Annotated in this window: 22 protein-coding genes and 2 pseudogenes; 17 read left to right on the top strand and 7 right to left on the bottom strand. The window is 71.8% G+C overall.

All coding sequences use genetic code 11. The annotated features are described in order from the left end of the window. Positions 1-1,018 (bottom strand): annotated as a pseudogene (locus VFL99_RS12805) (HNH endonuclease signature motif containing protein); the annotation flags it as partial. Positions 1,019-1,448: 430 nt separating this feature from the next. Between VFL99_RS12805 and VFL99_RS12800 the strand changes: the two are divergent. From VFL99_RS12800 to VFL99_RS12780, 5 genes are all read left to right on the top strand, one after another. Further along, a complete protein-coding gene (locus VFL99_RS12800) occupies positions 1,449-1,883 on the top strand; it encodes a hypothetical protein (protein ID WP_325106752.1) in 435 nt (144 codons plus the stop codon). 91 nt (positions 1,884-1,974) lie between these two features. Then, positions 1,975-3,474 carry a DDE-type integrase/transposase/recombinase gene (locus VFL99_RS12795; RefSeq protein WP_325106751.1) on the top strand — a complete coding sequence of 500 codons (1,500 nt, stop codon included), beginning with the start codon at positions 1,975-1,977 and terminating at the stop codon, positions 3,472-3,474. Then, a complete protein-coding gene (locus tag VFL99_RS12790; protein ID WP_325106750.1) occupies positions 3,475-4,290 on the top strand; it encodes an ExeA family protein in 816 nt (271 codons plus the stop codon). Between the two features lie 221 nt (positions 4,291-4,511). After that, positions 4,512-4,805 (top strand): hypothetical protein, encoded by a 294-nt coding sequence (locus tag VFL99_RS12785; RefSeq protein WP_325106749.1) that lies wholly within the window; start codon positions 4,512-4,514, stop codon positions 4,803-4,805. Then, positions 4,802-5,614, top strand: coding sequence for an ExeA family protein (locus tag VFL99_RS12780; protein ID WP_325106748.1), 813 nt, complete (start codon positions 4,802-4,804; stop codon positions 5,612-5,614). Before VFL99_RS12785 ends, VFL99_RS12780 begins: the two co-directional genes overlap by 4 nt. 124 nt (positions 5,615-5,738) lie before the next feature. On the opposite strand, the pseudogene qcrB reads toward VFL99_RS12780, so the two are convergent. Further along, positions 5,739-7,064: pseudogene (gene qcrB / locus VFL99_RS12775) on the bottom strand (cytochrome bc1 complex cytochrome b subunit); the annotation flags it as partial. A gap of 122 nt (positions 7,065-7,186) precedes the next feature. On the opposite strand from qcrB, the gene VFL99_RS12770 reads away from it, so the two are divergent. Then, positions 7,187-8,569 (top strand): cryptochrome/photolyase family protein, encoded by a 1,383-nt coding sequence (locus VFL99_RS12770; protein ID WP_325106747.1) that lies wholly within the window; start codon positions 7,187-7,189, stop codon positions 8,567-8,569. A 34-nt stretch (positions 8,570-8,603) separates the two neighbouring features. On the opposite strand, the gene VFL99_RS12765 is transcribed toward VFL99_RS12770, so the two are convergent. Together VFL99_RS12765 and VFL99_RS12760 are read right to left on the bottom strand one after the other, a co-directional pair. Continuing rightward, positions 8,604-9,512 (bottom strand): DICT sensory domain-containing protein, encoded by a 909-nt coding sequence (locus VFL99_RS12765; RefSeq protein ID WP_325106746.1) that lies wholly within the window; start codon positions 9,510-9,512, stop codon positions 8,604-8,606. Positions 9,513-9,601: 89 nt separating this feature from the next. Continuing rightward, positions 9,602-10,111 (bottom strand): MarR family winged helix-turn-helix transcriptional regulator, encoded by a 510-nt coding sequence (locus VFL99_RS12760; RefSeq protein WP_325106745.1) that lies wholly within the window; start codon positions 10,109-10,111, stop codon positions 9,602-9,604. Between the two features lie 64 nt (positions 10,112-10,175). On the opposite strand from VFL99_RS12760, the gene VFL99_RS12755 reads away from it, so the two are divergent. The 6 genes from VFL99_RS12755 to VFL99_RS12730 are packed head-to-tail and all read left to right on the top strand — an operon-like array spanning position 10,176 to position 16,637. After that, positions 10,176-12,272 (top strand): MMPL family transporter, encoded by a 2,097-nt coding sequence (locus VFL99_RS12755; RefSeq protein WP_325106744.1) that lies wholly within the window; start codon positions 10,176-10,178, stop codon positions 12,270-12,272. 40 nt (positions 12,273-12,312) lie between these two features. Next, complete coding sequence (locus VFL99_RS12750) at positions 12,313-12,507, top strand: hypothetical protein (RefSeq protein ID WP_325106743.1); 195 nt, start codon at positions 12,313-12,315, stop codon at positions 12,505-12,507. Next, entirely contained in the window at positions 12,507-13,520 is a 1,014-nt protein-coding gene (locus VFL99_RS12745; RefSeq protein WP_325106742.1) for a class I SAM-dependent methyltransferase, read from the top strand. Before VFL99_RS12750 ends, VFL99_RS12745 begins: the two co-directional genes overlap by 1 nt. Next, positions 13,513-14,769, top strand: a complete 1,257-nt coding sequence (locus tag VFL99_RS12740; protein ID WP_325106741.1) for an NAD(P)/FAD-dependent oxidoreductase — start codon at positions 13,513-13,515, stop codon at positions 14,767-14,769. The genes VFL99_RS12745 and VFL99_RS12740 overlap by 8 nt, the downstream gene beginning before the upstream one ends. Next, on the top strand, positions 14,766-15,260 hold the full coding sequence (locus tag VFL99_RS12735) for a TspO/MBR family protein (RefSeq protein WP_325106740.1): 495 nt from the start codon (positions 14,766-14,768) through the stop codon (positions 15,258-15,260). The genes VFL99_RS12740 and VFL99_RS12735 overlap by 4 nt, the downstream gene beginning before the upstream one ends. 27 nt (positions 15,261-15,287) lie before the next feature. Then, positions 15,288-16,637, top strand: a complete 1,350-nt coding sequence (locus VFL99_RS12730; protein WP_325106739.1) for a TIGR01777 family oxidoreductase — start codon at positions 15,288-15,290, stop codon at positions 16,635-16,637. A gap of 25 nt (positions 16,638-16,662) precedes the next feature. Here VFL99_RS12730 and VFL99_RS12725 read toward each other — a convergent pair whose 3' ends face one another. The 3 genes from VFL99_RS12725 to VFL99_RS12715 form a co-directional block, all read right to left on the bottom strand. Further along, the gene (locus tag VFL99_RS12725) at positions 16,663-17,319 is read right to left on the bottom strand and encodes a CPBP family intramembrane glutamic endopeptidase (RefSeq protein ID WP_325106738.1); all 657 of its coding nucleotides are present in this window, start codon (positions 17,317-17,319) and stop codon (positions 16,663-16,665) included. A 110-nt stretch (positions 17,320-17,429) separates the two neighbouring features. Then, positions 17,430-18,395: an NAD(P)H-binding protein gene (locus tag VFL99_RS12720; protein ID WP_325106737.1), complete on the bottom strand. Its 966-nt coding sequence runs from the start codon at positions 18,393-18,395 to the stop codon at positions 17,430-17,432. Next, positions 18,392-19,294: a MerR family transcriptional regulator gene (locus VFL99_RS12715; RefSeq protein ID WP_325106736.1), complete on the bottom strand. Its 903-nt coding sequence runs from the start codon at positions 19,292-19,294 to the stop codon at positions 18,392-18,394. Before VFL99_RS12715 ends, VFL99_RS12720 begins: the two co-directional genes overlap by 4 nt. 137 nt (positions 19,295-19,431) lie before the next feature. Between VFL99_RS12715 and VFL99_RS12710 the strand changes: the two genes are divergently transcribed. From VFL99_RS12710 to VFL99_RS12690, 5 genes are read left to right on the top strand one after another with little or no spacing between them, the layout of a single operon-like run. Beyond that, on the top strand, positions 19,432-20,739 hold the full coding sequence (locus VFL99_RS12710; protein ID WP_325106735.1) for an NAD(P)/FAD-dependent oxidoreductase: 1,308 nt from the start codon (positions 19,432-19,434) through the stop codon (positions 20,737-20,739). Then, complete coding sequence (locus VFL99_RS12705) at positions 20,736-21,539, top strand: DUF1365 domain-containing protein (RefSeq protein WP_325106734.1); 804 nt, start codon at positions 20,736-20,738, stop codon at positions 21,537-21,539. Before VFL99_RS12710 ends, VFL99_RS12705 begins: the two co-directional genes overlap by 4 nt. Positions 21,540-21,541: 2 nt before the next feature. Then, complete coding sequence (locus VFL99_RS12700) at positions 21,542-22,792, top strand: cyclopropane-fatty-acyl-phospholipid synthase family protein (protein WP_325106733.1); 1,251 nt, start codon at positions 21,542-21,544, stop codon at positions 22,790-22,792. Further along, complete coding sequence (locus VFL99_RS12695) at positions 22,783-24,117, top strand: cyclopropane-fatty-acyl-phospholipid synthase family protein (RefSeq protein WP_325106732.1); 1,335 nt, start codon at positions 22,783-22,785, stop codon at positions 24,115-24,117. Before VFL99_RS12700 ends, VFL99_RS12695 begins: the two co-directional genes overlap by 10 nt. Then, a complete protein-coding gene (locus VFL99_RS12690) occupies positions 24,114-24,908 on the top strand; it encodes a DUF1295 domain-containing protein (protein WP_325106731.1) in 795 nt (264 codons plus the stop codon). The genes VFL99_RS12695 and VFL99_RS12690 overlap by 4 nt, the downstream gene beginning before the upstream one ends. Positions 24,909-24,917: the final 9 nt, after the last annotated feature.

The following is a 24,917-nucleotide window of genomic DNA, read 5'->3' as shown; positions in this document are numbered from 1 at the left end:
TCCAGGTGATGGTGCCGTCGGGGTGTTGTCGGGTGTGCCACAGGCGGCGGGTCTTCAGGTTGTGGTGGCGGCGGTGTTTGGCCGAGCCGTTGCTGGTGCTGGTCTTGCCGCCGGCGGCGTGGTCGGTGTCGTGGTCGAAGTCGCAGTGTGGGGCCGGCACGGTGCAGCCGGGGCCGCGGCACAGGTGGTCGCGGGCGTCGACCTGGGCGGCCAGGGCCGGTGGGGCCTGGTAGCTGGTGGAGGTCAGCTCGACCAGGTGGCCGCTGGCGGGGTCGGTGACCAGGCGTCGCCAGGTGGATCCGGCGGCCAGGCACAGCTCGCGGGTCTGGTCGGCGGGCAGGAATCCGTGCCCGGGTAGTTCGCCCACGCCGGGGCGGGTGCCGGTCAGGGTGTCCAGGGAGACGACCACGTGCACCAGGGCCGGGGGTGGGGTGCCGATCAGGTCCCAGGTGCGCCGCTGCGCCGGGCCGGGCGCCGGCGCCTCCGGCATCGCGAACGGTACCCGGGCGCCGCGCCCCGCTGGCTCGTGCTCGGGGGGCTGCTGGCCCGGTGGCGGCCCGCCGGTCGGTGTGCTGGCGCGTTCAGGAGCGCCGCGCTCAGTGGTGTCCTCACCGGTGGTGTCCTCACCGGTGGGGTCCTCAGCGGTGGTGTCCTCGGCGGTGTCGCCGGCGGTGTCGCCGGTGGGGTCGTCGATCAGGTCGGTGGCCACGATGCCGTACAGCAGCAGGTCCACGATCAGGTCGCTGCGCAGCTGGTCCAGGGTGCGTGGGTCGCCGGCGCGGCGGGCGGCGCGGGCCATGGTGTCGATGCGGCGGTGGGCGGCCACCACGCGGGGGCCGTCGCCGGTGACCCACAGGCAGGCGGTGCCGTCCTCGGCCAGCTCGAACCCGGCCCGGCGGCCGCGGACCTCCCGCTCGTGCCGGGCCGGGTCGCTGCCGTGCCGGGCCCGGGAGACCTTCAACCGCCGGTAGAACGTGCTCGCCGAGATCGGCACACACCCCGCCCCGCTCTCTGGCACACACCCACCACCAGCCGACCCACTGTTGACCGTCACTGTGGGTGACGACGTGGAGGCCCCGGGCAGTCACTGAGGTTGCCGGCGAGGGTCGATCGGCTGTCTGTGGGGTTTGTTGAGTTGCTCGGCGCCATCACGGTGCAGTTGACCGGGAGAATCGCTTCTTCGGAAGAGACGACAACGGCCCTCCCACGCCAACGTCGTGGTGGACCGTCGCGGGAGGGCCGTGCTGGATGCACGGAGGCACCCGTTGATGACGGTAGAGGCTGATCAGGGTCGGGTCGAGTCGCGGTTGGCGGACGGGCGCATCGAATGCCCAGGTTGCTCCACGGCGCTGCGCCCGTGGGGGTGGGCGCGCACCCGTGGCGTGCGAGGGCTGTCAGGACGGCTGCGGCCGCGGCGGGCGCGGTGTCCGGGCTGTCTGGTCACGCACGTGCTGTTGCCGGTGACCGTGCTGCTGCGGCGGGCGGATGCCGCGGAGGTGATCGGGGCGGCGCTGGTGGCCCGCGCCGGGGGTTGCGGGCATCGGCCGATCGGGGCGAGGTTGGGGGTGCCGGCGGCGACGGTGCGCGGCTGGCTGCGGGTGGCAGCCGGCCGGCTGGAAGCGGCCCGGGGGTACCTGCTGGGTGTGGCCGCCCGTGCCGGGGTGGACCGGCCGGTCCCGAAGGCGCTGGGTTCGCCGTGGCGGGACTTGCTCGCGGCCTTGGGCGCGGCGACCGCGGCGCTGATCGATCGGTTCGGAAGCGTGGGCGTGCTCGGCCCGGTGACGGCTTGGCAGGTCGCCGCGGCGTGCTCTGGTGGTCGGCTGCTCGCCCCCGGATGGCCCTCGACCGAACAGCAGGCGACCGGCAACACCAGTTGCCCCTGACGCTCGGTGTCGGGAGCGGGAATCCTCGCGGGAGTCACCGCCTGGCCGGGTCCTGGCCGGGCTTCCCGTTGCCGAAGCGAGGTATTCACCGGTGAGCACACCCGAGCAAGACGATGTCAAGCGCCGTGAGCGGGCCCAGCAGGTGGCGTTGTTCCGTTACCAGTTGATCTGTCCTGCCTTGGACCCGGAGTTGTCGACCAAGGCTCGCGGGCGGATCGTGCGAGCAATCGCCGCCCGCAGCCATGCCGGCCCGTTCGGTGGGCAGCACCGCTACTCCCGGGACAGCCTGGACCGTTGGATCCGCCGCTACCGGGTCGGCGGGTTCGAGGCGTTGATCCCCTCGATCCGCCAGCCCGGGTCCCGGATCGACACCACCGTGCTCGAGCTGGCGGTCGCGCTCAAGCGAGAGAACCCCGCCCGGACCGCCGCCCAGGTCGCCCGGATCCTGCGCACCTCGGGCGGGTACTCGCCCTCGGAGTCCACGCTGCTGCGGCTGTTCCACCGCCGCGACCTGATGGGCCCGGCCACCGGTGAGCAGGTCGCGTTCGGCCGGTTCGAAGCCGACGCACCGAACCAGCGCTGGGTCGGGGACGCGTTGCACGGACCGCGGGTGGGTGGCCGCAAGAGCTACCTGTTCGCGTTCCTGGACGACCACTCCCGGCTGGTCACCGGGCACCGGTTCGGGTTCGCCGAGGACGTCGTGCGACTGGCTGCCGCGTTCGAACCGGCCCTGGCCGCCCGCGGCGTACCCCAATCCTGTTACGTCGACAACGGATCGGCCTACGTGGACGCGTGGCTGCTGCGCGCCTGCGGCAAGCTCGGGATCCGTCTGGTGCACTCCACCCCGCACCGGCCCCAGGGACGAGGGAAGATCGAGCGACTGTTTCGCACCGTGCGCGAGCAGTTCCTCGTCGAGGTCGCCGACACCACCGCCGCCGACCTGTCCGAACGAGACCAGTCTCCTGCGGCAGCCCTGCTGGAGTTGAACTCCTTGTTCACCGCGTGGGTGGAGTCGGTCTACCACCACCAGGTGCACTCCGAAACCGGGCAAACCCCGCTGGCCCGGTGGAACGACGGCTGGCAGGCCGCCGGGCACGGCCCAGCCATGCCGTCCGCGGACGCGTTGACCGAGGCGTTCTTGTGGTCGACGCTGCGCACCGTCACCAAGACCGCGACCGTGTCACTGCACGGCAACACCTACCAGGTCGAGCCGGCCCTGGTCGGGCGCAAGGTCGAGCTGGTGTTCTCCCCGTTCAACCTCGAGGCCATCCAGGTCCGCCACGGCGGGCGCTCCTACGGGCCCGCCGTTCCGCACGTGATCACCCGGCACGCCCACCCCAAGGCCAGGCCCGAAACCCCCGAGCCGCCGCCGGCCCCGGGGACCGGCATCGCCTACCTGCAACTGGTCGCCCAGGCCCACCACGCCCAGGTCGCCGCGGACGAACGCATCGGCTTCCACGCCCTGTACTCCGCCCCACCACAGGCAGCTGCCACCACGCCCACGACCGACGAACCCGAGCAGATCCCCGGACAGACCCGCATCGAGGACTTCACCGACAACCCGAACGCCCAGGCACGAGAGGCCAAGTAGATGAGTATCCAACGTTTGCAATCACACTGGGGCTTCACCGCCATGCCCTTCGGCCGTGCCCTGGCGCCCTCGATGCTGCACCGCCACGCCGCGCACGCCGAAGCCGTGGCCCGGATCGGCTGGTGCATCGACCAGCACGCCCTCGGCGTGCTCACCGGCGAGGTCGGTGCCGGCAAGACCGTCGCCGTGCGCGCCGCGACCGCCGCCCTGGACACCTCCCGACACGTGGTGATCTACCTGCCCAACCCCTCCGTCGGGGTCCGCGGCATGCTGCACCACATCGTCTCCGCGCTCGGACAGGTCCCCAGCTTCTACACCGCCACCCTGGTCCCGCAGGCCGCCGAGGCCCTCGCCGCCGAACACGCCGAACGCGGCCGCACCCCCGTGGTGATCTTCGACGAGGCCCACCTGCTGGACAACACCCAGATGGAAGCCGTGCGGATGCTGACCAACCACGACATGGACTCCGGCGCCCCCTTCGCCGCCCTGCTCATCGGACAGCCCACCCTGCGCCAACGGCTGCGCCTGGGCGTGCTGGCCGCCCTGGACCAGCGCATCGCGGTGCGCTACGCCCTGGCCGGGATGAGCCCCACCGAGACCGGCGCCTACATCACCCACCACCTCAAGCTCGCCGGACGCGCCGACACCCTGTTCAGCGACGACGCGATCACCCTGATCCACAACGCCTCACGCGGCTACCCCCGCGCGGTGAACAACCTCGCCGTCAACGCCCTCACCGCCGCCTTCGCCAAGAGCAGCGCCATCGTCGACGAGAAGGCCGCGCGCATCGCGATCTCCGAGGAAGGTGCCGACTGACCCCCGCCGCGTCACCACGCCGAGCACCCCATCACTGAGCCGACCAAGGCCCCGCCCGCACCCCAGCAGGCGGGGCCAACTCACACCCCGACCATCGGCAACACCGATGACGGCATCCTCGGCAAGATCAGCGACGGACAACACTGATCGGGCGCCGTGTCGAGCTGGTCTTCGACCCCTTCGACCTGACCCGGATCGAGGTCCGCTGGCAGGGCAGGCCCATGGGGGAGGCGATCCCGCACCGGATCGGCCGGCACGTGCACGCCAAGGCCCGACCCGACGAGACCACCCCACCACCGGCGGCGACCGGGATCGACTACCTGCACCTGGTCGAGGCCGCCCACACCGCCAAGCTGGCCCAGCGGCTGGCCTACTCCCGGATCGACTCACCACCCGAGCAGGTCCCCGGCCAGCTCACCCTGCCCGGCACCGACATCCAGGCCAACACCACCGACGCCAACACCACCGACGCCGACACCACCGACGTCGACGGCGGCCAGGAGACATCGAAATGATCGAGAAGCTGCAGTCCCACTACGGATTCACCACCATGCCCTTCGGCCGGTCCCTGGCGCCGGGCATGCTGCACCGGCACGCCTCACACGCCGAGGCCGTGGCCCGGATCGGCTGGTGCGTGGCCGAACGCGCCCTGGGCGTGATCACCGCAGAGGTCGGCGCGGGCAAGACCGTCGCCGCCCGTGCCGCCCTGGCCGGGCTGGACTCCTCCCGACACACCATCATCTACCTGGGCAACCCCGCCGTCGGCGGCCGCGGCCTGTACGGCGGCATCGTCACCGCCCTGGGTGGCGTGCCGCGGTTCCACAAGGCCGCGCTCATCCCGCAAACGGCCGACCTCCTCGCCGCCGAGGACCACGAACGCGGCCGCACCGTCGTCCTCATCCTCGACGAAGCCCACCTGCTGACTGCCGAGCAGCTCGAGGAGCTACGACTGCTGACCAACGCCGACATGGACTCCCACTCCCCGTTCGCCTGCCTGCTCATCGGCCAGCCCACCCTGCGCCGCAGGATCAAGCTCGGCACCTTCGCCGCGCTCGACCAACGCATCGCCCTGCGCTACGCCATGACCGGGATGAGCGCCCAAGAGACCGCCGGCTACGTGGCCCACCACCTCGCCCTCGCCGGCCGATCCGACACCCTGTTCAGCGACGACGCCCTGGCGCTGATCCACCAAGTTGCCCGTGGCCTACCCCGAGCTGTCAACAACCTCGCCGTCCAAGCCCTGGTCGCCGCTTACGCCGCCAGCAAGGCCATCGTCGACGAGTCCAGCACCCGCGCCGCCGTCGCCGAAGTCACGGCAGAGTAACCATTACCGCGACATCCCGACCAAGAAGCCCCGCCAGCCCTCGCCGCCGGGGCTTCTTCATACCCCCGATCCGTCGTCACCCTCGACGACGGCATCATCGCCAGGCAGACCGCCGTTCAACAGGGGGACCGACGATCACCAGGCAACGCAGCAGGTTGGTGATGTCGTTGATCGACAGTTGGACCTTGTCCGCGATGATGTCGTTGCTGGAGCCGAGCATGAGCAGGGCGTAGAAGGTGATGGCCATCGCACCGAGCCCGGTGCGGGTCGGGGCGTTGCGGGGACGGTCGAGCAGGTGGTGCTCACGGGTGTCGCCGGTGACGTGGGCCTCGAGGAACGGGTAGACCCCGGCGATGGTGAACAGGATCCCCAGCAGCAGGATGCCCGGCAGCAGGGGGTTGATGCTGAGGGTGATGCCCCAGACGGCGAACTCGAGGGGCGGCATCAGCCGGAGCGCCCCGTCGGCGAAGAACATGTACCAGTCGGGCTGCGAGCCAGCGCTGATCTGGGTTGGGGAGTAGGGGCCGTAGGACCAGATCGGGTTGATTGTCACCAGCGCCGCGAGCAGCGCGGTCACACCGAAGACGATGAAGAAGAAGCCACCGGCCTTGGCGGTGTAGACCGGCATGAACGGGTAGCCGACCACGTTGTGTTCGGTCCGGCCCGGGCCGGGGTACTGCGTGTGCTTGTGGATGAACACGAACAGGATGTGCGCCGTGAACAGGCCGACGATCAGGGCCGGCAGCAACAGGATGTGGATCATGTACAGCCGCGGGACGATGTCCTCACCTGGGAACGGCCCGCCGAACAGCAGGAACGGGACGTAGCTGCCGATCACCGGGATGGACTGCATGAAGCCCTCGGCCACCCGCAGGCCGGTGCCGGACAGCAGGTCGTCCGGCAGCGAGTAGCCGGCGAAGCTCTCCATGGTCGCGCAGAACGCGAGCGTGACGCCGATGACCCAGTTGATCTCGCGGGGCTTGCGGAACGCGCCGGTGAAGAAGACCCGGAACATGTGCACCGTGATGGACACCAGGAACAGCAGCGCCGACCAGTGGTGGATCTGCCGGATCAGCAGACCGCCGCGGATGTCGAACGAGATGTGCAGCGTGGACCGGTAGGCCTCGCTCATCTGGATGTCCTGCAGCGGGGCGTAGGACCCGTGGTAGATGACCTCGTTCATGCTGGGCACGAACCAGAAGGACAGGAACGTCCCGGTGACCAGCAGGATGATCAGCGAGTACATCGCGATCTCGCCGAGCATGAACGACCAGTGGTCGGGGAAGACCTTCTGCATCAGGTGACGGACGCCCTTGGCGCCGCCGGTGCGGTCGTCGAACCAGCCGGCCACGCCGCCGAGGGAGGCGGCCGGGCCGCTGCTGGGAACCCGGGGCGCAGGATCGTCGGTGCGCAGCCCGGCCGCGCCCTTCGGAATGCTCGAGGTGCCCATCGGCGCCTCCCGCCTGCCCGGCTCACCTCTTCGGGTGGGACCGGTCCCTCGATCTGGCTATATCTTCATTGTGAATACCATAATCTACTCATTGTGAAACCATGTCAATGGAGCGTGATGTCATGACCGGCCCGAGCATCCTGTGGCTGCGCAGGGACCTGCGGCGACATGACCTGCCGGCGCTGACCGCGGCGGGCGCGGCTGCCGGATCGGCGGGGGTGCTGCCCGTCTTCGTCGTGGACCCCCGTCTGTGGGACTCGGCGGGTGGGCCGCGGCGTGCCTGGCTGGCGGCCACCTTGACAGCCACGAACGAGGCGTACGACGGGCGGCTGGTTCTGCGTCTCGGAGATCCCCGTCGTGTGGTCCCCGACCTCGCGAGGGAGGTCGGCGCCTCGTCGGTCCACGTCTCCGCCGAGAGCACGCCCTACGGCCGGCGGCGCGATCGGCACGTCGAGCGAGCCGTGACGAAGCTGGGCGTCGAGTTCGTCGCGACCGGGACGCCGTATGCCGTCGGGCCCGGCCTCGTGCGCAAGGTCGACGGAGAGCCCTACCGCGTCTTCACCCCCTTCGCGCGGGCTTGGCGCGAGCACGGCTGGCCGGCCCCGGACCAAGCGCCGGAGGCCGTGCGGTGGTCGTCCGTCAACAGCGACCCGCAGGCCGCCAGCATGGTCGACCAGGCGGCACGCAGTCCCGAGGCGTCCGGTCTCCCGGTGCCCGGGGAGGCCGGCGGGCGGGGCACGTGGGAGAGATTCCTCGAGACGGGGGTCACGGCATACGACACCGAACGAGACCGGCCGGACCGGGAGGGGACCTCACGGCTCTCGCCCTACCTCAAGCTGGGTGTCGTCCACCCACGCACGCTCCTGGCCGACCTCGCGCCGCGTCTGGCGCAGCGCGGCGCAGGCGCCGAGCGATTCGTGACCGAGCTGGCGTGGCGCGAGTTCTACGCCGACGTCCTGTGGCACCAGCCGAGGTCTGCGTGGACCGACCTGCGCGACTCGCTGTCCGGGATGCGCTACGACGAGCCGCAGGACGCGATCGACGCCTGGCGCGAGGGGCGGACCGGTTACCCGCTGGTGGATGCGGGGATGCGCCAACTGCTCGAGACGGGGTGGATGCACAACCGGGTCCGGATGGTGACCGCGAGCTTCCTGACCAAGGACCTGCACGTGTGGTGGCCGGTGGGGGCTCGGCACTTTCTGGCGCACCTCATCGACGGTGACCTGGCGTCCAACAACCACGGGTGGCAGTGGGTGGCGGGCACCGGGACCGACGCCGCGCCCTACTTCCGGGTCTTCAACCCGACGGCCCAAGGCGAGCGCTTCGACCCCGACGGCGACTACGTCCGCCGATGGGTGCCGCAGCTGCGCCACCTGACCGGCGCGGCGGTCCACCGGCCCTGGCAGGCGACCGGCGGCTACGACCACGGATACCCGAGGCGCATCGTCGACCACGCCGAGGAGCGCCGGGAGGCGCTGCGGCGCTACCAGCACGGCAAGCCCTGATCCCTGGGTCGGCGGCTCGTGACGGCGGCCCGGTTCAGCCGGGACGCGCGCTCTCCAGGTAGCCCAGCATCCTGTCGAACAGCCCCTCGGCGCGGACCACGTCGCGGGACGCTGGTCCGGGGCTGCCCGCCAAGTGCTGCTCCAGCTCCCCGGCCTGTCCCGGCGCGTATCGATCGGCGAGCCGCGCCGCGATTCGTGACGCATCCCGGACCGCCGCTGGATCGATGGTCCACACGGTCTCGAACCGGCGCTGCGAGTCCGCGATACCACCCTCGGCTGGGACCTCCCACCCGGTCAGCGCCGCCGGGTGGTCCGGCGCGTCGCAGACCAGGGCCCATTCGCGGCGCATCGGGGCATCGGCGGGCACCGGCACCTCGAGCGGCGCCACCCCGCGCGCGCTCGGTCGGGCAAAGTCGGCGAACACCACCACCGCTCGCGCGGTCCGCGCCAGCTCCTGCCACCGAGCAGCCGAGGCGCGGTAGAAGCGCTCCCGCTGAAAGCTCGCGAACAGCACCGGTTGCTGCGCCCGGGCGCAACACTCGTCCTCCATGGCGCGGGTCAGGGCCAGCAGGGTGGGCTTGCGCAGCACCTGCGGCCGCAGGCCGGGGTGGTGACGGCGCAGTCCGGCGAAGACGGAGGGTTCAGGAGCATCCTCGGAGTTCGTCGTGAGGCGGAACGCGGCGGCCAGGCCCAGCCCTGCATCTCGCCGGCGCAGGATCTCCTCGACCAGGGCGACATCCCGCTCGGCATACCGCCGGTGCCGCCCCTCCCGGCGAAGAGGGGCCGGCGCGCCGTAACGCGCCTCCCAGGTGCGCAACGTGGCAGACGGCACCCCGGTCCGTCGAGACAGCTCGCCGATCGACAGTCCCGCTTCACCTTGCTCGTTGATGGTGCGCTCCTCGGCTCCGCGACCCCTCGTTGGCTGTTCCGCCCAGTGTTCCACCTCGACCGAGCAGTGCGGGTCGCACGAGATCGCCCGGAGGGGTGGCCGGCCACGGTCGAGCTGTCCGCCAGGACCGGATGAAGGCGCGGTCAGGTCGGCCCCTCGGCGGGAGCCGACGCGGGCCCGGTCTGCCCGGGAGTCTGGGCGAAGTCGCGCAGGACCGCGCAGACGTCGTTCAGGTAGGCCAGCACGGCGCGGCTGGTGTCGGCGTCGAGCTGCTCGGTGACCCGGTTGATGCCGGCGATCAGCGGACGCAGCGCATCCAGCATGTCGTCGTGGGCGCTCCCGGTCGCTCGCACGATCCGGCGGCGCCCGTCGGTCGGGTGTGGCGCCCGCTGCAGGTGGCCCGCGGCGACCAGCCGGTCGACCAAGACGGTCGCCGAGGCGGAGCGGATGCCCAGGCTGTCGCCGAGCTCGACGACCCCCATCGGCTGGTCGCTGGAGGTGAGCCGGTCCAGCGCCGTCAGGTCGGTGATGCCGACCCCGACGCGCCGCGCGAGCACGGCGTGCACGTCCGGTGCCAGACCGAGCAGCGCCCGCAGTGCCTGACCGATCAGGTAGTGCGCTTCGTGGAGGTCCGACGTCGACGACTCGTTCATCGCGGCCATGCTATCCACCACCCATCACTAGACATTCTAGGGAAACCTCCTAGACTGTCTAGCCATGTGGAGCTCGAGGGGAAGTCATCGACGGACCACACGGTTTCGGTGGGCCCTGCCCGCCGTCCTCGTGGCGGTCTGGCTCCTGGTCGGTGGCGTCACCGGGCCGCTAGCAGGCAAGCTGAGCACCGTCCAGACCAACGACGCCGCGGCGTTCCTGCCCGCCAGCGCCGAGGCCACCCAGGTCGCGAGGCTGCAGAAGAAGTTCAACGACCAGCAGACCGTGCCGGCGGTCGTGGTGTATGCCGACCCGTCCGGCCTGGACGCGGCAGTCACCCAGCGAGCCCGCGCCGACGCCGACGCCATCGCCGGTTTCGACGGGGTGGCCGCTCCGGTAGCCGGCCCGGTCCCCTCCCGGGACGGGAAGGCGCTCGAGCTCATCGTGCCGATCAGAGCCGACTCCGACGTGGCCGGGGTGGTGGACCGGGTGCGCGCCCGCGTGAGCGCGGGCCTGCCCGAGGGCGCGCGCGGCTACGTGACGGGTCCGGCCGGGTTCACCGCCGACCTGACCGCGGCCTTCGCCGGCATCGACGGGATCCTGTTGCTGGTCGCAGTGCTGGTGGTGCTGGTCATCCTGGTCCTGGTCTACCGCAGCCCGGTCCTGCCGTTCGCGGTGTTGATCAGCTCGCTGTTCGCGCTCGCGGTGGCCAGCGGCCTGGTCTACCTGCTGGCCGACCGCGACCTGATCACCCTCAACGGCCAGAGCCAAGGCATCCTGTTCATCCTGGTCGTGGGTGCAGCCACCGACTATGCCCTGCTGCTGACCTCCCGGTATCGAGAGGAGCTGCGCGAGCACGAGTCCCGGTTCGCCGCGATGGCGGTCGCGTGGCGGCAGTCGTTGCCCACGGTGTTGGCGTCCGGACTGACCGTGATGGCGGGGTTGTTGTGCCTGTTGCTGTCCGATCTGAACTCGACCAGCAGCCTCGGTCCGGTGGGTGCCCTGGGCATCCTCGGCGCGCTGCTGTCGACGCTGACCTTCCTGCCCGCGGTGCTGGTGCTGCTGGGGCGCGCCGCGTTCTGGCCGAGGCGACCGCGGTTCGGCTCGCCCCACCCGGAACGTTCCGGGGTCTGGGGCGCGGTCGCCCGGTTCGTGGGCCGGCGCCCTCGCGCGCTGTGGGTGGGGACGGGCGCCGGTCTGGTGGTGCTGGCCGCGTTCGTCCCGACCCTTCAGGCCGGCGGCACGTCCCAGGACGCACTCTTCCTGCACCAGGTCCCGTCGGTGACCGGACAGCAGGTCGCGGCGCGGCACTTCCCGGCAGGCACCGGCAGTCCGGCGGTCATCATCGGCCCCGCCGACCGGGTCACGGAGACGGTCGCCGCCGCCAAGCAGGTCCCTGGCGTCAGCCAGGCGCGCCCCGTCGGGCCGACCGGCGGTCCGGTGAAGCCGGGCCAGGAGCCGGCGAGCGTGGACGGGCTCGCCCAGGTGCAGGCCACGCTGGAGGCGCCGCCGGACAGCGAGCGCGCGATCGACACCGTGCGGGCGCTGCGCGACACGGTCCATGACGCGGTCCCCGGGGCCAGGGTGGGCGGCAGCACGGCCACGACCCTGGACACGCGCACCACCGCCGAGCACGACCGCAACCTGGTCATCCCGATCGTGCTCGTGGTCATCTTCGTGCTGCTGGCGCTGCTGCTGCGCGCACTGCTCGCGCCCCTGCTGCTCCTGGTCACGGTGGTGCTCAGCTTTGCCGCCACCCTCGGGGTGTCTGCGCTGGTCTTCAACCACCTGTTCGGGTTCGCCGGCGCGGATCCCTCGGTCCCGCTGTTCGGCTTCGTCTTCCTCGTCGCGCTCGGGGTCGACTACAACATCTTCCTGATGTCTCGGGTGCGGGAGGAGAGCGGGCGACACGGCACCCGGGACGGTGTGCTGCGCGGCCTGGCGGTCACCGGGGGAGTGATCACCTCGGCCGGCGTCGTGCTGGCCGCCACCTTCGCCGCGCTGTCCGTCATCCCGCTGCTGTTCCTGGCCCAGATCGCCTTCATCGTCGCCTTCGGCGTCCTGCTGGACACCGTCGTCGTCCGGTCGTTGCTGGTGCCCGCGCTGGTGCACGATCTCGGATCCCGGGTCTGGTGGCCCAGTCGGCTCGCGAGCAAGGAGTGAATGTGATGCAGTGGGAAAGCGAGCAAAGGGGTGGTGACTGATGCGGGTGTGTCGCACCGTGGTGGTGGACCGGCCCCTCGAGCGGGTGTTCGCCTACCTCACCGACTTCACCCATGTCGCGCTGTTCACCTTCTCGGGCCCACTGAAGTATGCCGCATGGCTGCTGCGACCCGCGTTCAGCCGCCTCGGCGACCAGGCCGAGGCCGGCCTGCGGTCGGCCCTGGAGGCGCTGTGATGCCCGCAGGAGTAGGCCGGGTCGGGGCGCGATGGGTCGACACCGTCATGGACCGCAGCCTGGTCGCCGGCTACTCACGGCTGGGCATTTCGGTCCGACGGCGGTTGCCTGGCTGGCCGGCCGACCCGGTACTGGGAGCGCTGGGCGGCAGGCAGGTGGTCGTCACCGGCGCGACGTCTGGGCTGGGGGAGCAGACCTGCGTCGGCCTGGCGGCCCTGGGTGCGGCCGTCCATCTGGTGGTCCGCGACCCGGACAAGGGCGCCAGGGTGCGAGATTCGCTGCGCAGGCGCTGTCCTGGCGCCGAGCTGCGGGTGTGGCGGTGCGACGTGTCCGACCTGATCGACGTACGGCGGTTCACGGCGGAGTTCGCGGCCGAGGTGGGCCGGCTCGACGTCCTGGTGCACAACGCCGGGGTGATGCCGGCCCAGCGTACCCAGTCGAAGCAGGGCCACGAGCTGTCGCTCGCCACGCACGTGTTGGGCCCGGTGCTGATGACCGAGCTGTTGCGATCGACGCTCGCTGCCGCTGAGAGCAGCCGAGTGGTGTTCGTGACCTCCGGCGGCATGTACGCCCAGCGCCTGCCGGTGGGCGATCCGGAGTACCTGAAGGGTTCCTACCGCGGTGCCAGCGCTTATGCGCGGTCCAAGCGGGTGCAGGTGTCCCTGCTGCCGATCCTCGCGCAGCGGTGGGCGCCCGCCCGGGTCACGGTGTGCGCCATGCATCCCGGCTGGGCGGACACGCCCGGCGTAGCGTCCTCGCTGCCCGGGTTCGGACGACTCGCCGGGCCGATCCTGCGGGACGTCGCCGATGGTGCGGATACCACGGTGTGGCTGGCCGCCACCGAACCGACGCCACCGACCGGCCGGCTGTGGCACGATCGCCGCCCGCGGCCCGAGCATCTGGTCCCCTGGACCCGGGAGACCCGGGCGGCCCGTGCGTCCATGTGGTCCTGGTGCGCCCTGTCGCTCGGCCTGCCTGACACGGCGACGGAATGGTGTGGTGCAGATGGTTGAGCAGGTAGATGTGGCAGTCGTCGGCGCGGGCCTGGCCGGGCTGAGCTGCGGCCGAACCTTGGCGCGCAGTGGCCTACGCGTCCGGCTGCTCGAGGCCTCCGACGCAGTCGGCGGCAGGATCCGCACCGACCGCGTCGACGGGTTCCAACTGGACCGCGGCTTCCAGGTCTTCAGCACGGCATACCCCGAGTTGCCGCGCCAGCTCGACGTGCCAGCGCTGCAGCCCCGCCGGTTCGAGCGGGCGGCACTGGTTCACCTGGGCGGCACGCCCTGGCGACTGGACGACCCCCGCCGCCGCCCCACGGCCGTGGTGGACGCGCTGCAGGCGCCGGTCGGTGGGCTGCGCGACCTGGCACCGCTCGCGGCGTACGCCGCCAGCTGCGGCTACGCACCCACGTCGTGGCTCAAGGGCCGCACCGACCAGGCCACGCGGTCCCACTGGCACCGGTGGGGCCTGTCCGACGAGGTGATCGATCGCGTCCTCGCCCCCTTCTTCGCCGGGCTGCTGCTGGAGCGCGAGATGAGCACCTCCAGCCGGTTCACCGACCTCATGCTGCGGACCTTCGTGACCGGCTGGTCGGCGGTGCCCGCGGGTGGGATGCAACGACTCCCAGAGCAACTCGCCGACGGCCTCGATGTGACGTTGGAGACCCGGGTGCGACAGGTGGCCGGCACCCGGGTGGTCACCGGCGACGGGCGCCTGACCGCCCGAGCCGTGGTGGTGGCCACCGACGCGAGCACCGCCGCCGGGCTGCTGCCCGGCCTGCGCGAGCCATCCTGGAAGGGCGTGACGACCTGGTACCACGTCGCGCCCGAACCGCCGTTGTCCACGGCCACGCTCGTGGTCGACCCCGAACGGTCACCGGTCGACAACACCGTGGTGCTGACTTGCGCGGCACCGTCGTACTCGCCGGACCACCGTGCCCTCGTGGCGAGCTCGTGGGTGCACGGCTCGGGGGAGCCGCCGCCGGAGCCGGACGTGCGACGGCGGCTCGCGCAGCTCTACGGCACCAGCACCTCCGACTGGGAGCACCTGGCCACCTACGACCTGCCGCGCGCCCTGCCGGCCATGCCGGCTCCCCACCCCTTCCGGCGCACCATCAGGTGGGGCGGCTGCTACGTCTGCGGCGACCACCGTGACACCAGCTCGATCCAGGGCGCCCTGGTCTCCGGCCGGCGCACCGCGCAGGCGATCCTCACCGACCTCGGCGAGACGGCAGGTGGCCCCGAGGAGACCGGGGCCAGATGAGACCCGACCGACGAACTCACCTCGTGACGGCGGGATCTGCCCTGAGCGCCGCCCTGGTTGGGTCGCTCGGCACCCGAGTCCACACACGCTGGTACCGCGAGCTGGACACACCAGCGTGGCAGCCGCCGGGCTGGGTCTTCGCGCCGGCCTGGACCACGCTCTACACCCTCGGCGCCATCTCCGCCGACCGAGCGCTGACCCGTTCGGCCGGCGCGGATCGACGACGGCTGAAAGGGTGTTGGGTTGTCAACCTCGCCCTGAACACCGGCTGGAGCTGGCTGTTCTTCACCGCTCGCCGCCCTGACGTGGCGCTCATCGACACCACGCTGCTCGAAGCCTCGACGCTCGACCTGATCAGACTCACCCGACAGATCGACCGGCCGGCCGCACTGCTGCTGCTCCCGTACGCCGGCTGGGTCGCCTTCGCGACCGCACTCAACCTCGAGATCGTGCGCCGGTCCCGAGGTGGCCCGGTGCCGCGATCGACATGACACACGACCACGACGACGAGAGGCACCATGACCGACTTCGAGCACAGCAGTGAGGTTCCCGCTCCGGTCGAGGAGGTCTTCGCCTGGCACGAGCGGCCCGGCGCGATCCACCGGCTCACGCCGCCGTGGCAGTCGGTCCGCGTCCTGCAGGAGGCATCGTCGGTGCGCGACGGGACCGCCGTGTTGCGCCTCCCCGGCGGGCTGCGCTGGACGGCCGCCCACCGGCCCGACGGCTACGACCCGCCGCGCCAGTTCGTCGACCAGCTGACCGGAGCCCCGCTGGGCTCGGTGCTGTCCTGGCGGCACACGCACCGGTTCGAGCCGGTGTCCGACGGCGTCACCCGCGTCATCGACCGGGTCCGCACTTCGGTCCCCGAGGTCGCTCTGCGATCGATGTTCGTCTACCGGCACCGGCAGCTGGCCGCCGATCTGGCCGCTCTCGCACGGGCCAGGATCTGGGGCAGGCAGACCCTGACGGTGGCGGTCACCGGGGCCAGCGGGCTGGTCGGCACCGCGGTGTGTGCGCTGCTCGGCACGACCGGTCACCAGGTGATCAGGCTGGTGCGGCGCCCGACCAGCAACTCCGGTGAGCGGCAGTGGAACCCGCAGGATCCCGACGCCGACCTGCTGCGCGGCGTCGACGCCGTGGTGCACCTGGCCGGTGTCCCGATCGCCGGACGATTCACCGACGGCCACAAGGCGGCCGTTCGCGGCAGCCGGGTGGGCCCGACCCGGGCGCTGGCCGAGCTGGCGGCCCGCACCCCCGACGGACCACGCGTCCTCGTGTCCGCCTCCGCGGTCGGCTACTACGGCGCCGACCGGGGAGACGTCGCCCTCGAGGAAGGGGCCGAGCCGGGCTCGGACTTCCTCGCCGAGGTGGTGCGCGAATGGGAGGCGGCGACCGCACCGGCGGCCGCAGACGGCATACGCACGGTGCAGGTGCGGACCGGCATCGTGCAGTCACCCGCGGGCGGCACCCTGCGGCTGCTCCACCCCCTGTTCGCGGCGGGCCTGGGCGGGCGGCTCGGTGGGGGTGACCAGTGGCTCTCGTGGATCGGCATCGACGACCTGGCCGACGTCTACCTGCGGGCGGTGCTCGACGACGACCTGTCCGGGCCGGTGAACGCCGTCGCACCGGACCCGGTCCGCAACCGCGACTACACCCAGGTGCTGGGCGCGGTGCTGCGTCGGCCGACGATGCTGCCGATTCCGCGGCTGGGGCCACAGCTGCTGCTGGGATCGGAGGGGGCCGACGAGCTGGCGCTGGCCAGCCAGCGGGTCATGCCGGTCCGGCTGCAGGAGGCCGCGCACGTCTTCCGCCACCCGGAGCTGGAGCCGGCCCTGCGACACGTGCTGGGGAAGGAAGCCGGCGCCTGAGGAGCCGGAGTCGGTCTGCGGCTGCTCAGGACGCCCGTTGACGCCGACGGGTCGGGCGTCGGAACAGGGGCGGCAGGTGGCGGAGCATCAACACCGACCAGGTCAGGTGGGTCAGGATCGGCGCCTGCACGCCGCCGGAGGCCCGGCGCTGTAGCCCGAAAAGCACCCCCATGGCGGCACCGGCGAGGGTCAGCGCGGGGTTGCGGGTGGTGGCCGTGACCGCCACGTAGGCAACGCTGGAGACGGCCACGGGGTGGTCCTCCCGCACGGCCTGGTAGAGAGCACCGCGGAAGAACAGCTCCTCGGCCAGGCCGTTGGCGCACGTGGTCAGCACGACGGCCGGAGTCGATCCCTCGTCGGCGTAGGACAGGACCCGGGTGATCGCCCGGTCGAGGATCGGGATGTGCCTCGCCAGCAGGGCCGCGAGGTAGAACAGGCCGAAGGCGCCGGCTCCCGTGGCGACCGGCGTGACCACCGGCCGACGCAGCCGGCTGTCGCGTCCCTCGATCCACCCCAGATGCAACGGGCCCGAGGCCAGCGCGCCGACCGTCCAGGTGGCTGCCGTGGTGAGGGTGAGCACCAGGAAACGCCGTGACCCCGGCCGGCTGGACAACGAGGTGGCCAGCAACGCCGCGCCGCCAAGGCCGGTCACGCCCACGGTCTGCCGACGGAAGGTGCGCACCCGATCTGGTTCGGGCGCGGGGCGCGGGGCCTGATCGAGCAGGGGACGCGGCAGCCGGCCACGCAGACCGGCCACCCGCCGGTCACGACGGCCCCGTCGAGCCGGCGTCGTCACTCCGGGTCCGTTTCCTGGGCGCGCTCCCGCAGGGCCTGCCGGACGGCCTGGTCGTAGGACATCGGCTCGAACGGCACCAGGGCGCGGATGGCGTCGTCCCGGACGACCACCTCGTTGGTCATCGAGTCGACCAGGGCCCGCCCGGTCGCGGTGTCCACGTCGGTGACCAGGGCCAGCCACCACGAGGACAGTCCCGGGCTGAGCAGCGGGACCGGCAGGACGAGCAACGGACGGTGCTCGATGGTGGCGACCCGGCGCAGCATGGTCACGTACTCCAGGACCTCGGGCCCACCGATCTCGAAGGCCCGAGACCCCGGCAGGGGCAGGGTGAGAGCCGCCACGAGGTAGCGCACCACGTCATCGATCGCGATCGGCTGGGTGCGAGTGCGCACCCAGGTCGGGGTCACCATCACCGGAAGGTGCTGGACCAGCTGCCGGGTCAGCTCCCAGGAGATGCCGCCGTGGCCGACGATGATCCCCGCCCGCAAGGTGGTCACGGCCACGCCTCCCGCACCCAGGAGTCCCTCCACCGCGCGCCGGCTGCGCAGGTGGGCGGACAAGGCGTCGGCGTCGTCACCGAGTCCGCCGAGGTACACGATCCGACGCACTCCCGCCTCGCCGGCAGCCTCGCCGAAGGCTTGGGCCGCCGCGGCGTCCCGGCGCGCGAAGTCAGGCGCGTCCAACGAGTGCACCAGGTAGTAGGCCGCGTCGGCCCTGCCCGTGCCCGTGGTCGCGCTCCTTGGCGGCAGGGTCGCTCCGCTCCATCCTCGCCGCCCGTCGTCGCCGCTCAGTGCCCCCGGAAGAGAGTCGGGGGCGTGGACGTCGCCGTGGACCGGCACCCCCGGTCCGGAGTAGTCGTCGGGGTGTCGGGTCATCGCGACCACCTCGTGGCCTGCGTCCTGCAGCGCCCGGCACAACCGGCGACCGACGAAACCCGTGGCCCCCGCCACCAGCACCCTCATCGTGTCGCCCCGACCAGCTCGGCCTGGGTGACCGGGTCCCCGTCGAGCAGTCTGGCCCCCAGCCGTCCGGCCAACCAGGCGGTCGCGCCGGCACCGGCCAGGGCGAGCGGGCTACGACCTGCCAGCGCAGCGAGCTCGGCGGCCACCTGCTCGAACCGCGCGGAGTCGGTGCCCGCCACGACGACCAGAGCCGGCGAGGTCGCCTCCACCGCCCCGGCCAGTTCCTCGACCGGAGTGGACGTCCCGAGGTAGGTGATGACCCAACCGTGACGGGCCAGGACGATGCCGAAGACCAGCAGCGTCAGGTCGTGCAGCTCGCCTGGTGGACACGCGAGCACAGCCCTCGGCCCGCTGCCGGCTCCCCAGCCACGAGCCAGTCCGGCCAGCCGCCCGCGCAAGACGTTGCTGGCGAAGTGCTCTTGCGCCACCGTGGCCGTGCCCTGCTCCCAGCGATCGCCGAGATCGGCCAGGTAGGGCACGACCACGCCGCGCAGCACCGAGCTCAGCGACAGGTCGTCGAGGGCGCGGTCCAGCACGGCTTGCGCGGCCGGCTCGTCGAAGGCGTCCAGGGCGCGGCGCAGTTCCGTGGTCACCGCCTCGACCCCGACGTGGTCTCGAGTGCCGGCCGGGGTCTCGGGCGCCGCGATCTGTGTGGCGTCCGGCGGGTCGGCCAGCACCACCTGGGCGGCCTGGGCGGGTGCCAGGCCGCCGGCCACGAGCGTCTTCATCCGCTGCACCCTGGCCTCGTCCGCGCGCGTGTAGAGCCGGTAGCCGCCGGCCGACCGCACGGGTTCCAGGACGCCATACCGGCTCTCCCACGCGCGCAGGGTGTGGGCGGACAGCCCGACGCGGCTGCTCAGGGCGCCAATCCGCAACCCGCCCTGCTCCGAAGCACTCATGACGTCACTATACGATACTTAGACAAACATTTGACATTGCTTCGACATAGTTCCTAGCCTTGTCCTGCGAGTCGCACCCGGCAGGGGCGGGCAGCCCGGCCGGGACCCACGGCGACAGCGGTGAGGGAGAGAGATCAATGAGTCCACGTGCGCAGCCGGCGCAAGCGCCGCAAGAGGCGCGCTCCGGCGCTGGCTCGGTCGCGGTGGTCGGGTCCGGCGTCTCCGGCCTGACCGCGGCGCACCTGCTGTCCCGCCGGTACGACGTGGTCCTGTTCGAGGCCGAACCGCGGCTCGGAGGCCACGCGCACACCCATGACGTGCGCGACGCCCAGGGCGCGCGGCACGCCGTGGACAGCGGCTTCATCGTGCACAACGACGTGACCTATCCCCGGTTGCGCCAACTCTTCGCGGAACTCGACGTGCAGGTCCGTCCGACCGAGATGAGCATGAGCATCCGGTGCGACGGGTGCGGGCTGGAGTATGCCGGGGGGCGCGGGGCCCGCGGGGTCCTCGCCCAGCCGGGGCGCGTGCTGGACCCGCGGTTCGCGCGGCTGCTGGGGCAGGTGCGCCGCTTCCACCGTCGGGCAGCCACCTTCCTGCGCACCCGCACCGACGACCTCAGCACGTATGGCCAGTGGCTGACCGCGGAGGGTTTCACCGGCCACTTCATCGCCCACTACGCGGTGCCGCTGGTCTCCTGCGTCTGGTCGTCCGGCCGGGAGGTGTCGCTGAGTTATCCCGCGCGCTACCTGTTCGAGTTCCTGGACCACCACGGGATGCTGGCGGTGACCGGCTCGCCCCAGTGGTCCACGGTGGTCGGCGGCTCGCGGGTGTATGTCGAGCGGCTGGCGGCCCGGCTGTCGGACGTGCGCCGGTCCCACGCGGTCACCGACGTCACCCGGCATGCCGACGGCGTGGACCTGCGTGACGTCTCCGGGAGGGTCACCCGGGTCGACCGCGTGGTTCTCGCGACCCACGCGGATCAGGCGCTGGCGCTGTTGACCGACCCGAGCGACGCGGAGGTCACCACCCTCAAGCAGTTCGCCTACTCCCGCAACGAGACCGTCCTGCACACCGATGCCTCGGTGCTGCCACGCGCGCCACGGGCCAGGGCATCGTGGAACTACCGGATGAGTGGCTGCAGTACGAGGGACGAGCCGCCGGTCGTGTCCTACTGGATGAACCGGTTGCAGGGGCTGGAGGCGGCGGACCAGTACCTGGTCACCCTGAACGACCCCGGCCTGGTCGACCCGGGTGCGGTGCTGGCGCGGATGACCTACGAGCATCCGATCTACACCCCGGACACGCTGCGTGCCCAGACCCGGCTGCCCGGGCTGGCGACCGGGCGCACCGTCTACGCGGGCGCCTACCACGGCTGGGGCTTCCACGAGGACGGCTGTCGCTCCGGGGTCGCGGCCGCACGGCACTTCGGGGTGGACTGGTGAGCCGGCCGGCCACTGCGGCGGGGCCCTCGGGCGCGGACTCGATGACCATCCCGGACCTGCCGGCGCTGGTGGGAGGCAGGTTGACCCACCACCGGCTCGGAGCGGTCCCCTACTCCTTCCGCAACCGGGTCTACCAGTGGCTGGTCGACCTCGATGAGGTGCCGCGCCAGCCGTGGACCCTTCGCCTGCTCGCCCGGTTCGACGCCGACGACCACTTCGGCCACGGCGGCGGTGACGGCGCGGACCACGGGGTGCGGATCAAAGCCAAGGTGGAGCGCTTCCTTGCCACCCAGGGCGTCGACCTCGGCGACGGCAACCAGATCCTGATGCTGGCGGGAGCGCGGGTGCTCGGTCACGTCTTCGACCCACTGACGGTCTACTGGTGTTTCACCCGCTCGGGTGACCTGGCCTGCGTCGTGGCCGAGGTGCACAACACCTACGGGGAGCGCCATGCCTACCTGTTGCGCCCCGACCGCCACGGCCGAGCCACGACCGACAAGAGTTTCTACGTCTCCCCGTTCTACGACGTCACCGGCTCCTACCAGTTGCAGTTCAGCTTGGGCCGTGACCGGGTGGCGGTCTCGGTGACGCTGCACCGCGACGGCGCACGCGTCTTCAGCGCCGCGTTCGCGGGCCGCCCCGAACCGGCCACCCGTACTGCCCTGATCCGATATGTCCTGCGGTATCCACTGATGCCACAGCGGGTTTCGGCGCTCATCAGGTTCCACGGCCTCCGGCTCTGGCTGCGCCGCCTGCCGATCCAGCCTCGACCCCGACACGATCCCCAGGAAGGGGTATGACCATGAGTGCCTCCACCGCGACCATGTGGCCAGGCCTTGCCACGGCGCCCCGGGCGCCGTTGAGCGCCACCGTGGCCCGACGCATCTTCGAGCGGGCGATCCGGCTCGTCCCCGTCCAGGTCCGCTACCCCGACGGGAGCAGCCACGGCGACACGGGGACGGATACACCGGTGCTCGAGCTGGTGCGGCCGGACGCGTTCTTCGCCCGGTTGGGCCGCGACACCAAGATCGGGTTCGGCGAGGCCTACATGGCCGGGGACTGGAAGGCCGGCGCCGGCACCGACCTGGCCGACCTGCTCACCCCGTTCGCCGCGCGGCTGACCAGCCTCGTGCCTCCGGCCCTGCAGCGGCTGCGCGGGCTCGTGGACCGACGGCTGCCGGCAGAACAGGACAACAGCATCGGGGGTTCGCGCAGCAACGTCGCCGCGCACTACGACCTGAGCAACGAGCTGTTCGCCTCCTTCCTCGACCCGACGATGACCTACTCCTGCGCGTGGTTCGACGACACCTCCGCCGACGGTGACCTGATGCTCGAGCGGGCTCAGGAGCGCAAGATCGACGCCGTGCTCGACCTCGCGCACGTCCGCGCCGGTACCCGGCTGCTGGAGATCGGCACCGGGTGGGGCTCGCTGGCCGTCCGCGCGGCGCAGCGCGGCGCAGACGTCACGACGATCACGTTGTCGCAGGAGCAACGTCGGTTTGCCAGTGCCCGGGTCCGGGAGGCCGGGATGGCCGACCGGGTCGACCTGCGGCTGCAGGACTACCGCGAGGTCGAGGGGCGGTTCGACGCGGTGGTCAGCGTGGAGATGATCGAGGCCGTCGGCGAGTCCTACTGGCCCACCTACCTGTCCGCCCTCGACCGGCTGCTGGCCCCCGGTGGGACGGTCGGCATCCAGACCATCACCATGGCCCACGACCGGCTGCTCGCGACCCGGCACAGCTTCGGCTGGATCCAGAAGTACATCTTCCCCGGGGGGCTGATTCCCTCCGTGCCGGCCATCGAGCAGAACCTTCGGTCGCACACCACGCTCCGGGTCAGCGGGAGCCGGGAGCTGGGGCCGCACTACGCTCGCACCCTCCACCTGTGGCGGGAGCGTTTCCTGCAGCAGTGGCCGCAGGTCCGGGGGCAGGGCTTCGACGAGACCTTCCGGCGGATGTGGGAGTTCTACCTCGCCTACTGCGAGGCGGGCTTTCGCAGCGAGTACCTCGGCGTCAGCCAGCTCCAGCTGACCAGGCGGCCGTCATGGGCCTGAGGCGTCGTCGCACCCAGGGCCTGAGGGCGTGGGGTGGCCGTGGTGGGGGTGTTGCCGGCCGCCTGGTCGGTGTCGTGCAGCCGCTGCTCGCAGACGGCCCGCTACCGGTCCGGATCCGGGCCTGGGACGGCAGCGAGGTCGGACCAAAAGCCGCTCCGTTGCTGCTGATCCGGTCGCGGCGGGCCTTGCGCCGTCTGGTCTGGCGGCCGGGCGAGCTCGGGTTGGCGCAGGCCTATGTCACCGGAGAGATCGACGTGCCCGGCGGCGTGGACGACCTGACCGACGGCCTGCGCCGGATCTGGCACGTGGCACAGAGCGGCCCGGGTGGCGCGGTGCGGCTGACTCCCCGACAGAAGGTGGGGGCGTTGCGCACTGTGGCCAGGGTCGGCGCCCTCGGCCCGCCGCCGAAGGCTCCGGTGACGCAGGCGCGGCTTCGCGGTGGACGTCATACCACGGCCCGGGACCGGGCAGCCATCGGCCATCACTACGACCTGGCGAGCGAGTTCTACGCCCTCCAGCTCGATCCGAGCATGGCGTACTCGTGCGCCTACTACGCCGATGCCGACGCGACCCTCGAGCAGGCTCAGCGGGCCAAGCTCGACCTGGTCTGCCGCAAGCTCGGGCTGGAGCCCGGCATGCGTCTGCTGGACGTGGGCTGTGGCTGGGGATCCTTGGCCCTGCACGCTGCCGAGCACTACGGGGCGCAGGTCGTGGCCCTCACCATCTCGCCCAGCCAGGTCGAGCTGGTCACCGAGCGGATCGCAGAGCGGGGCCTCGCCGACCGGGTCGAGGTGCGGCTGCAGGACTACCGCGACCTCACCGAGCGGGACGTCGACGCGGTCGCCTCGATCGAGATGGGCGAACACGTCGGTGAGGACCACTATCCCACCTATGCGGCCACCATGCTCGGCGCGCTGAAGCCCGGCGGGCGACTGCTGCTGCAACAGATGTCCAGGCGGCGCGATGCCGCTCCCGGGGGTGGAGCATTCATCGAGCGGTTCATCGCACCCGACATGCACATGCGGCCCCTGTCGCAGACCCTCGGCCACCTGGAGGCGGCCGGCTTCGAGGTCCGCCACGTGCATGCCCTGCGCGAGCACTACGTCCGCACCGTTGCGGACTGGCTCGCCGCCTACGAGTCCCGGTACGACGAGGCGGTCCGGCTCGTCGGGGAGGAGTGGGCGCGCGCATGGCGGCTCTACCTGGCCGGCGGTTCGCTGGCCTTTGCGCAGGGTCGGATGGGCGTCGACCAGGTGCTGGCCAGTCGGCCGCTCCCCTCAGGTGACTCGGGTCTGCCCCCCACCCCCACCTGGCACCGGGAATGACCGACTCCGGCTTCGCCGGCGGCGCGCTGCTCGGCTCGATGGCCTGGAGCGCTGCGGCGATCGTGGTGGTCCTCGCGGTTACCTTCGCCTGGGCCCGCCACACCGGGGGGCACCGCGTCGTCGACACGGCGTGGGGTCTGCTGTTCGTGGCCGTCGCGGTCACCACCTTCGTGCGCTCGGCCGGTGACGGCGGCAGTGGCCGACGCTGGCTGCTGCTGGTCATGACACTGCTGTGGGGAGTGCGTCTGGCCGTCCACCTGGGCCGGCGCAGCCGGGGCGCGGGGGAGGACCCCAGGTATGCCGAGCTCCTGGCCGGCCGCGGTCTGGTCTTCACGATCGCCAGCGTCTACCTCCTGCAGGGAGCGCTAACGTTCGTCGTGTCGATGCCGATCCAGGTGGGCATGCTCGAGCGCGCGCCGCTCGGTGTGCTCGACTACCTCGGGGCCGCGCTCTGGCTCATCGGACTCGGCTTCGAGGCGGTCGGCGACCGGCAGCTCGACCGCTACAAGGCCGACCCCGACCGCGAGCCGGTCCTGGACACCGGGCTGTGGCGCTACACCCGCCACCCCAACTACTTCGGCGACGCGTGCGTCTGGACCGGCCTGTTCCTGGTCGCCGCCGGACACTGGCCCGGGCCGCTGACCCTGCCCAGCCTGGTCGTGATGGTCTACCTGCTCGCCTTCGGCTCGGGCAAGCGAGTGCTCGAGCGCAGCATGTCCCAGCGGCCCGGCTACGCCGCCTACATGGCGCGAACCTCCGGTTTCGTGCCCTGGCCGCCGAAGCCGCGGTGAGGCCGGCGG

The sequence above is a fragment of the Segeticoccus sp. genome, from assembly GCF_035708005.1.
The sequence above is the reverse complement of the archived record's forward strand: the minus strand, read 5'-3'. Positions and strand labels throughout refer to the sequence as shown.

Bases quoted from the DNA above. Each gene is read 5' to 3' on its own strand.
- VFL99_RS12790 (WP_325106750.1), top strand. From the start codon at position 3,475: ATGAGTATCCAACGTTTGCAATCACACTGGGGCTTCACCGCCATGCCC.
- VFL99_RS12785 (WP_325106749.1), top strand. From the start codon at position 4,512: ATGGGGGAGGCGATCCCGCACCGGATCGGCCGGCACGTGCACGCCAAG.
- VFL99_RS12780 (WP_325106748.1), top strand. From the start codon at position 4,802: ATGATCGAGAAGCTGCAGTCCCACTACGGATTCACCACCATGCCCTTC.
- VFL99_RS12770 (WP_325106747.1), top strand. From the start codon at position 7,187: ATGACCGGCCCGAGCATCCTGTGGCTGCGCAGGGACCTGCGGCGACAT.
- VFL99_RS12760 (WP_325106745.1), bottom strand. From the start codon at position 10,111: ATGAACGAGTCGTCGACGTCGGACCTCCACGAAGCGCACTACCTGATC.
- VFL99_RS12755 (WP_325106744.1), top strand. From the start codon at position 10,176: ATGTGGAGCTCGAGGGGAAGTCATCGACGGACCACACGGTTTCGGTGG.
- VFL99_RS12750 (WP_325106743.1), top strand. From the start codon at position 12,313: ATGCGGGTGTGTCGCACCGTGGTGGTGGACCGGCCCCTCGAGCGGGTG.
- VFL99_RS12745 (WP_325106742.1), top strand. From the start codon at position 12,507: ATGCCCGCAGGAGTAGGCCGGGTCGGGGCGCGATGGGTCGACACCGTC.
- VFL99_RS12740 (WP_325106741.1), top strand. From the start codon at position 13,513: ATGGTTGAGCAGGTAGATGTGGCAGTCGTCGGCGCGGGCCTGGCCGGG.
- VFL99_RS12735 (WP_325106740.1), top strand. From the start codon at position 14,766: ATGAGACCCGACCGACGAACTCACCTCGTGACGGCGGGATCTGCCCTG.
- VFL99_RS12730 (WP_325106739.1), top strand. From the start codon at position 15,288: ATGACCGACTTCGAGCACAGCAGTGAGGTTCCCGCTCCGGTCGAGGAG.
- VFL99_RS12720 (WP_325106737.1), bottom strand. From the start codon at position 18,395: ATGAGGGTGCTGGTGGCGGGGGCCACGGGTTTCGTCGGTCGCCGGTTG.
- VFL99_RS12715 (WP_325106736.1), bottom strand. From the start codon at position 19,294: ATGAGTGCTTCGGAGCAGGGCGGGTTGCGGATTGGCGCCCTGAGCAGC.
- VFL99_RS12710 (WP_325106735.1), top strand. From the start codon at position 19,432: ATGAGTCCACGTGCGCAGCCGGCGCAAGCGCCGCAAGAGGCGCGCTCC.
- VFL99_RS12700 (WP_325106733.1), top strand. From the start codon at position 21,542: ATGAGTGCCTCCACCGCGACCATGTGGCCAGGCCTTGCCACGGCGCCC.
- VFL99_RS12695 (WP_325106732.1), top strand. From the start codon at position 22,783: ATGGGCCTGAGGCGTCGTCGCACCCAGGGCCTGAGGGCGTGGGGTGGC.
- VFL99_RS12690 (WP_325106731.1), top strand. From the start codon at position 24,114: ATGACCGACTCCGGCTTCGCCGGCGGCGCGCTGCTCGGCTCGATGGCC.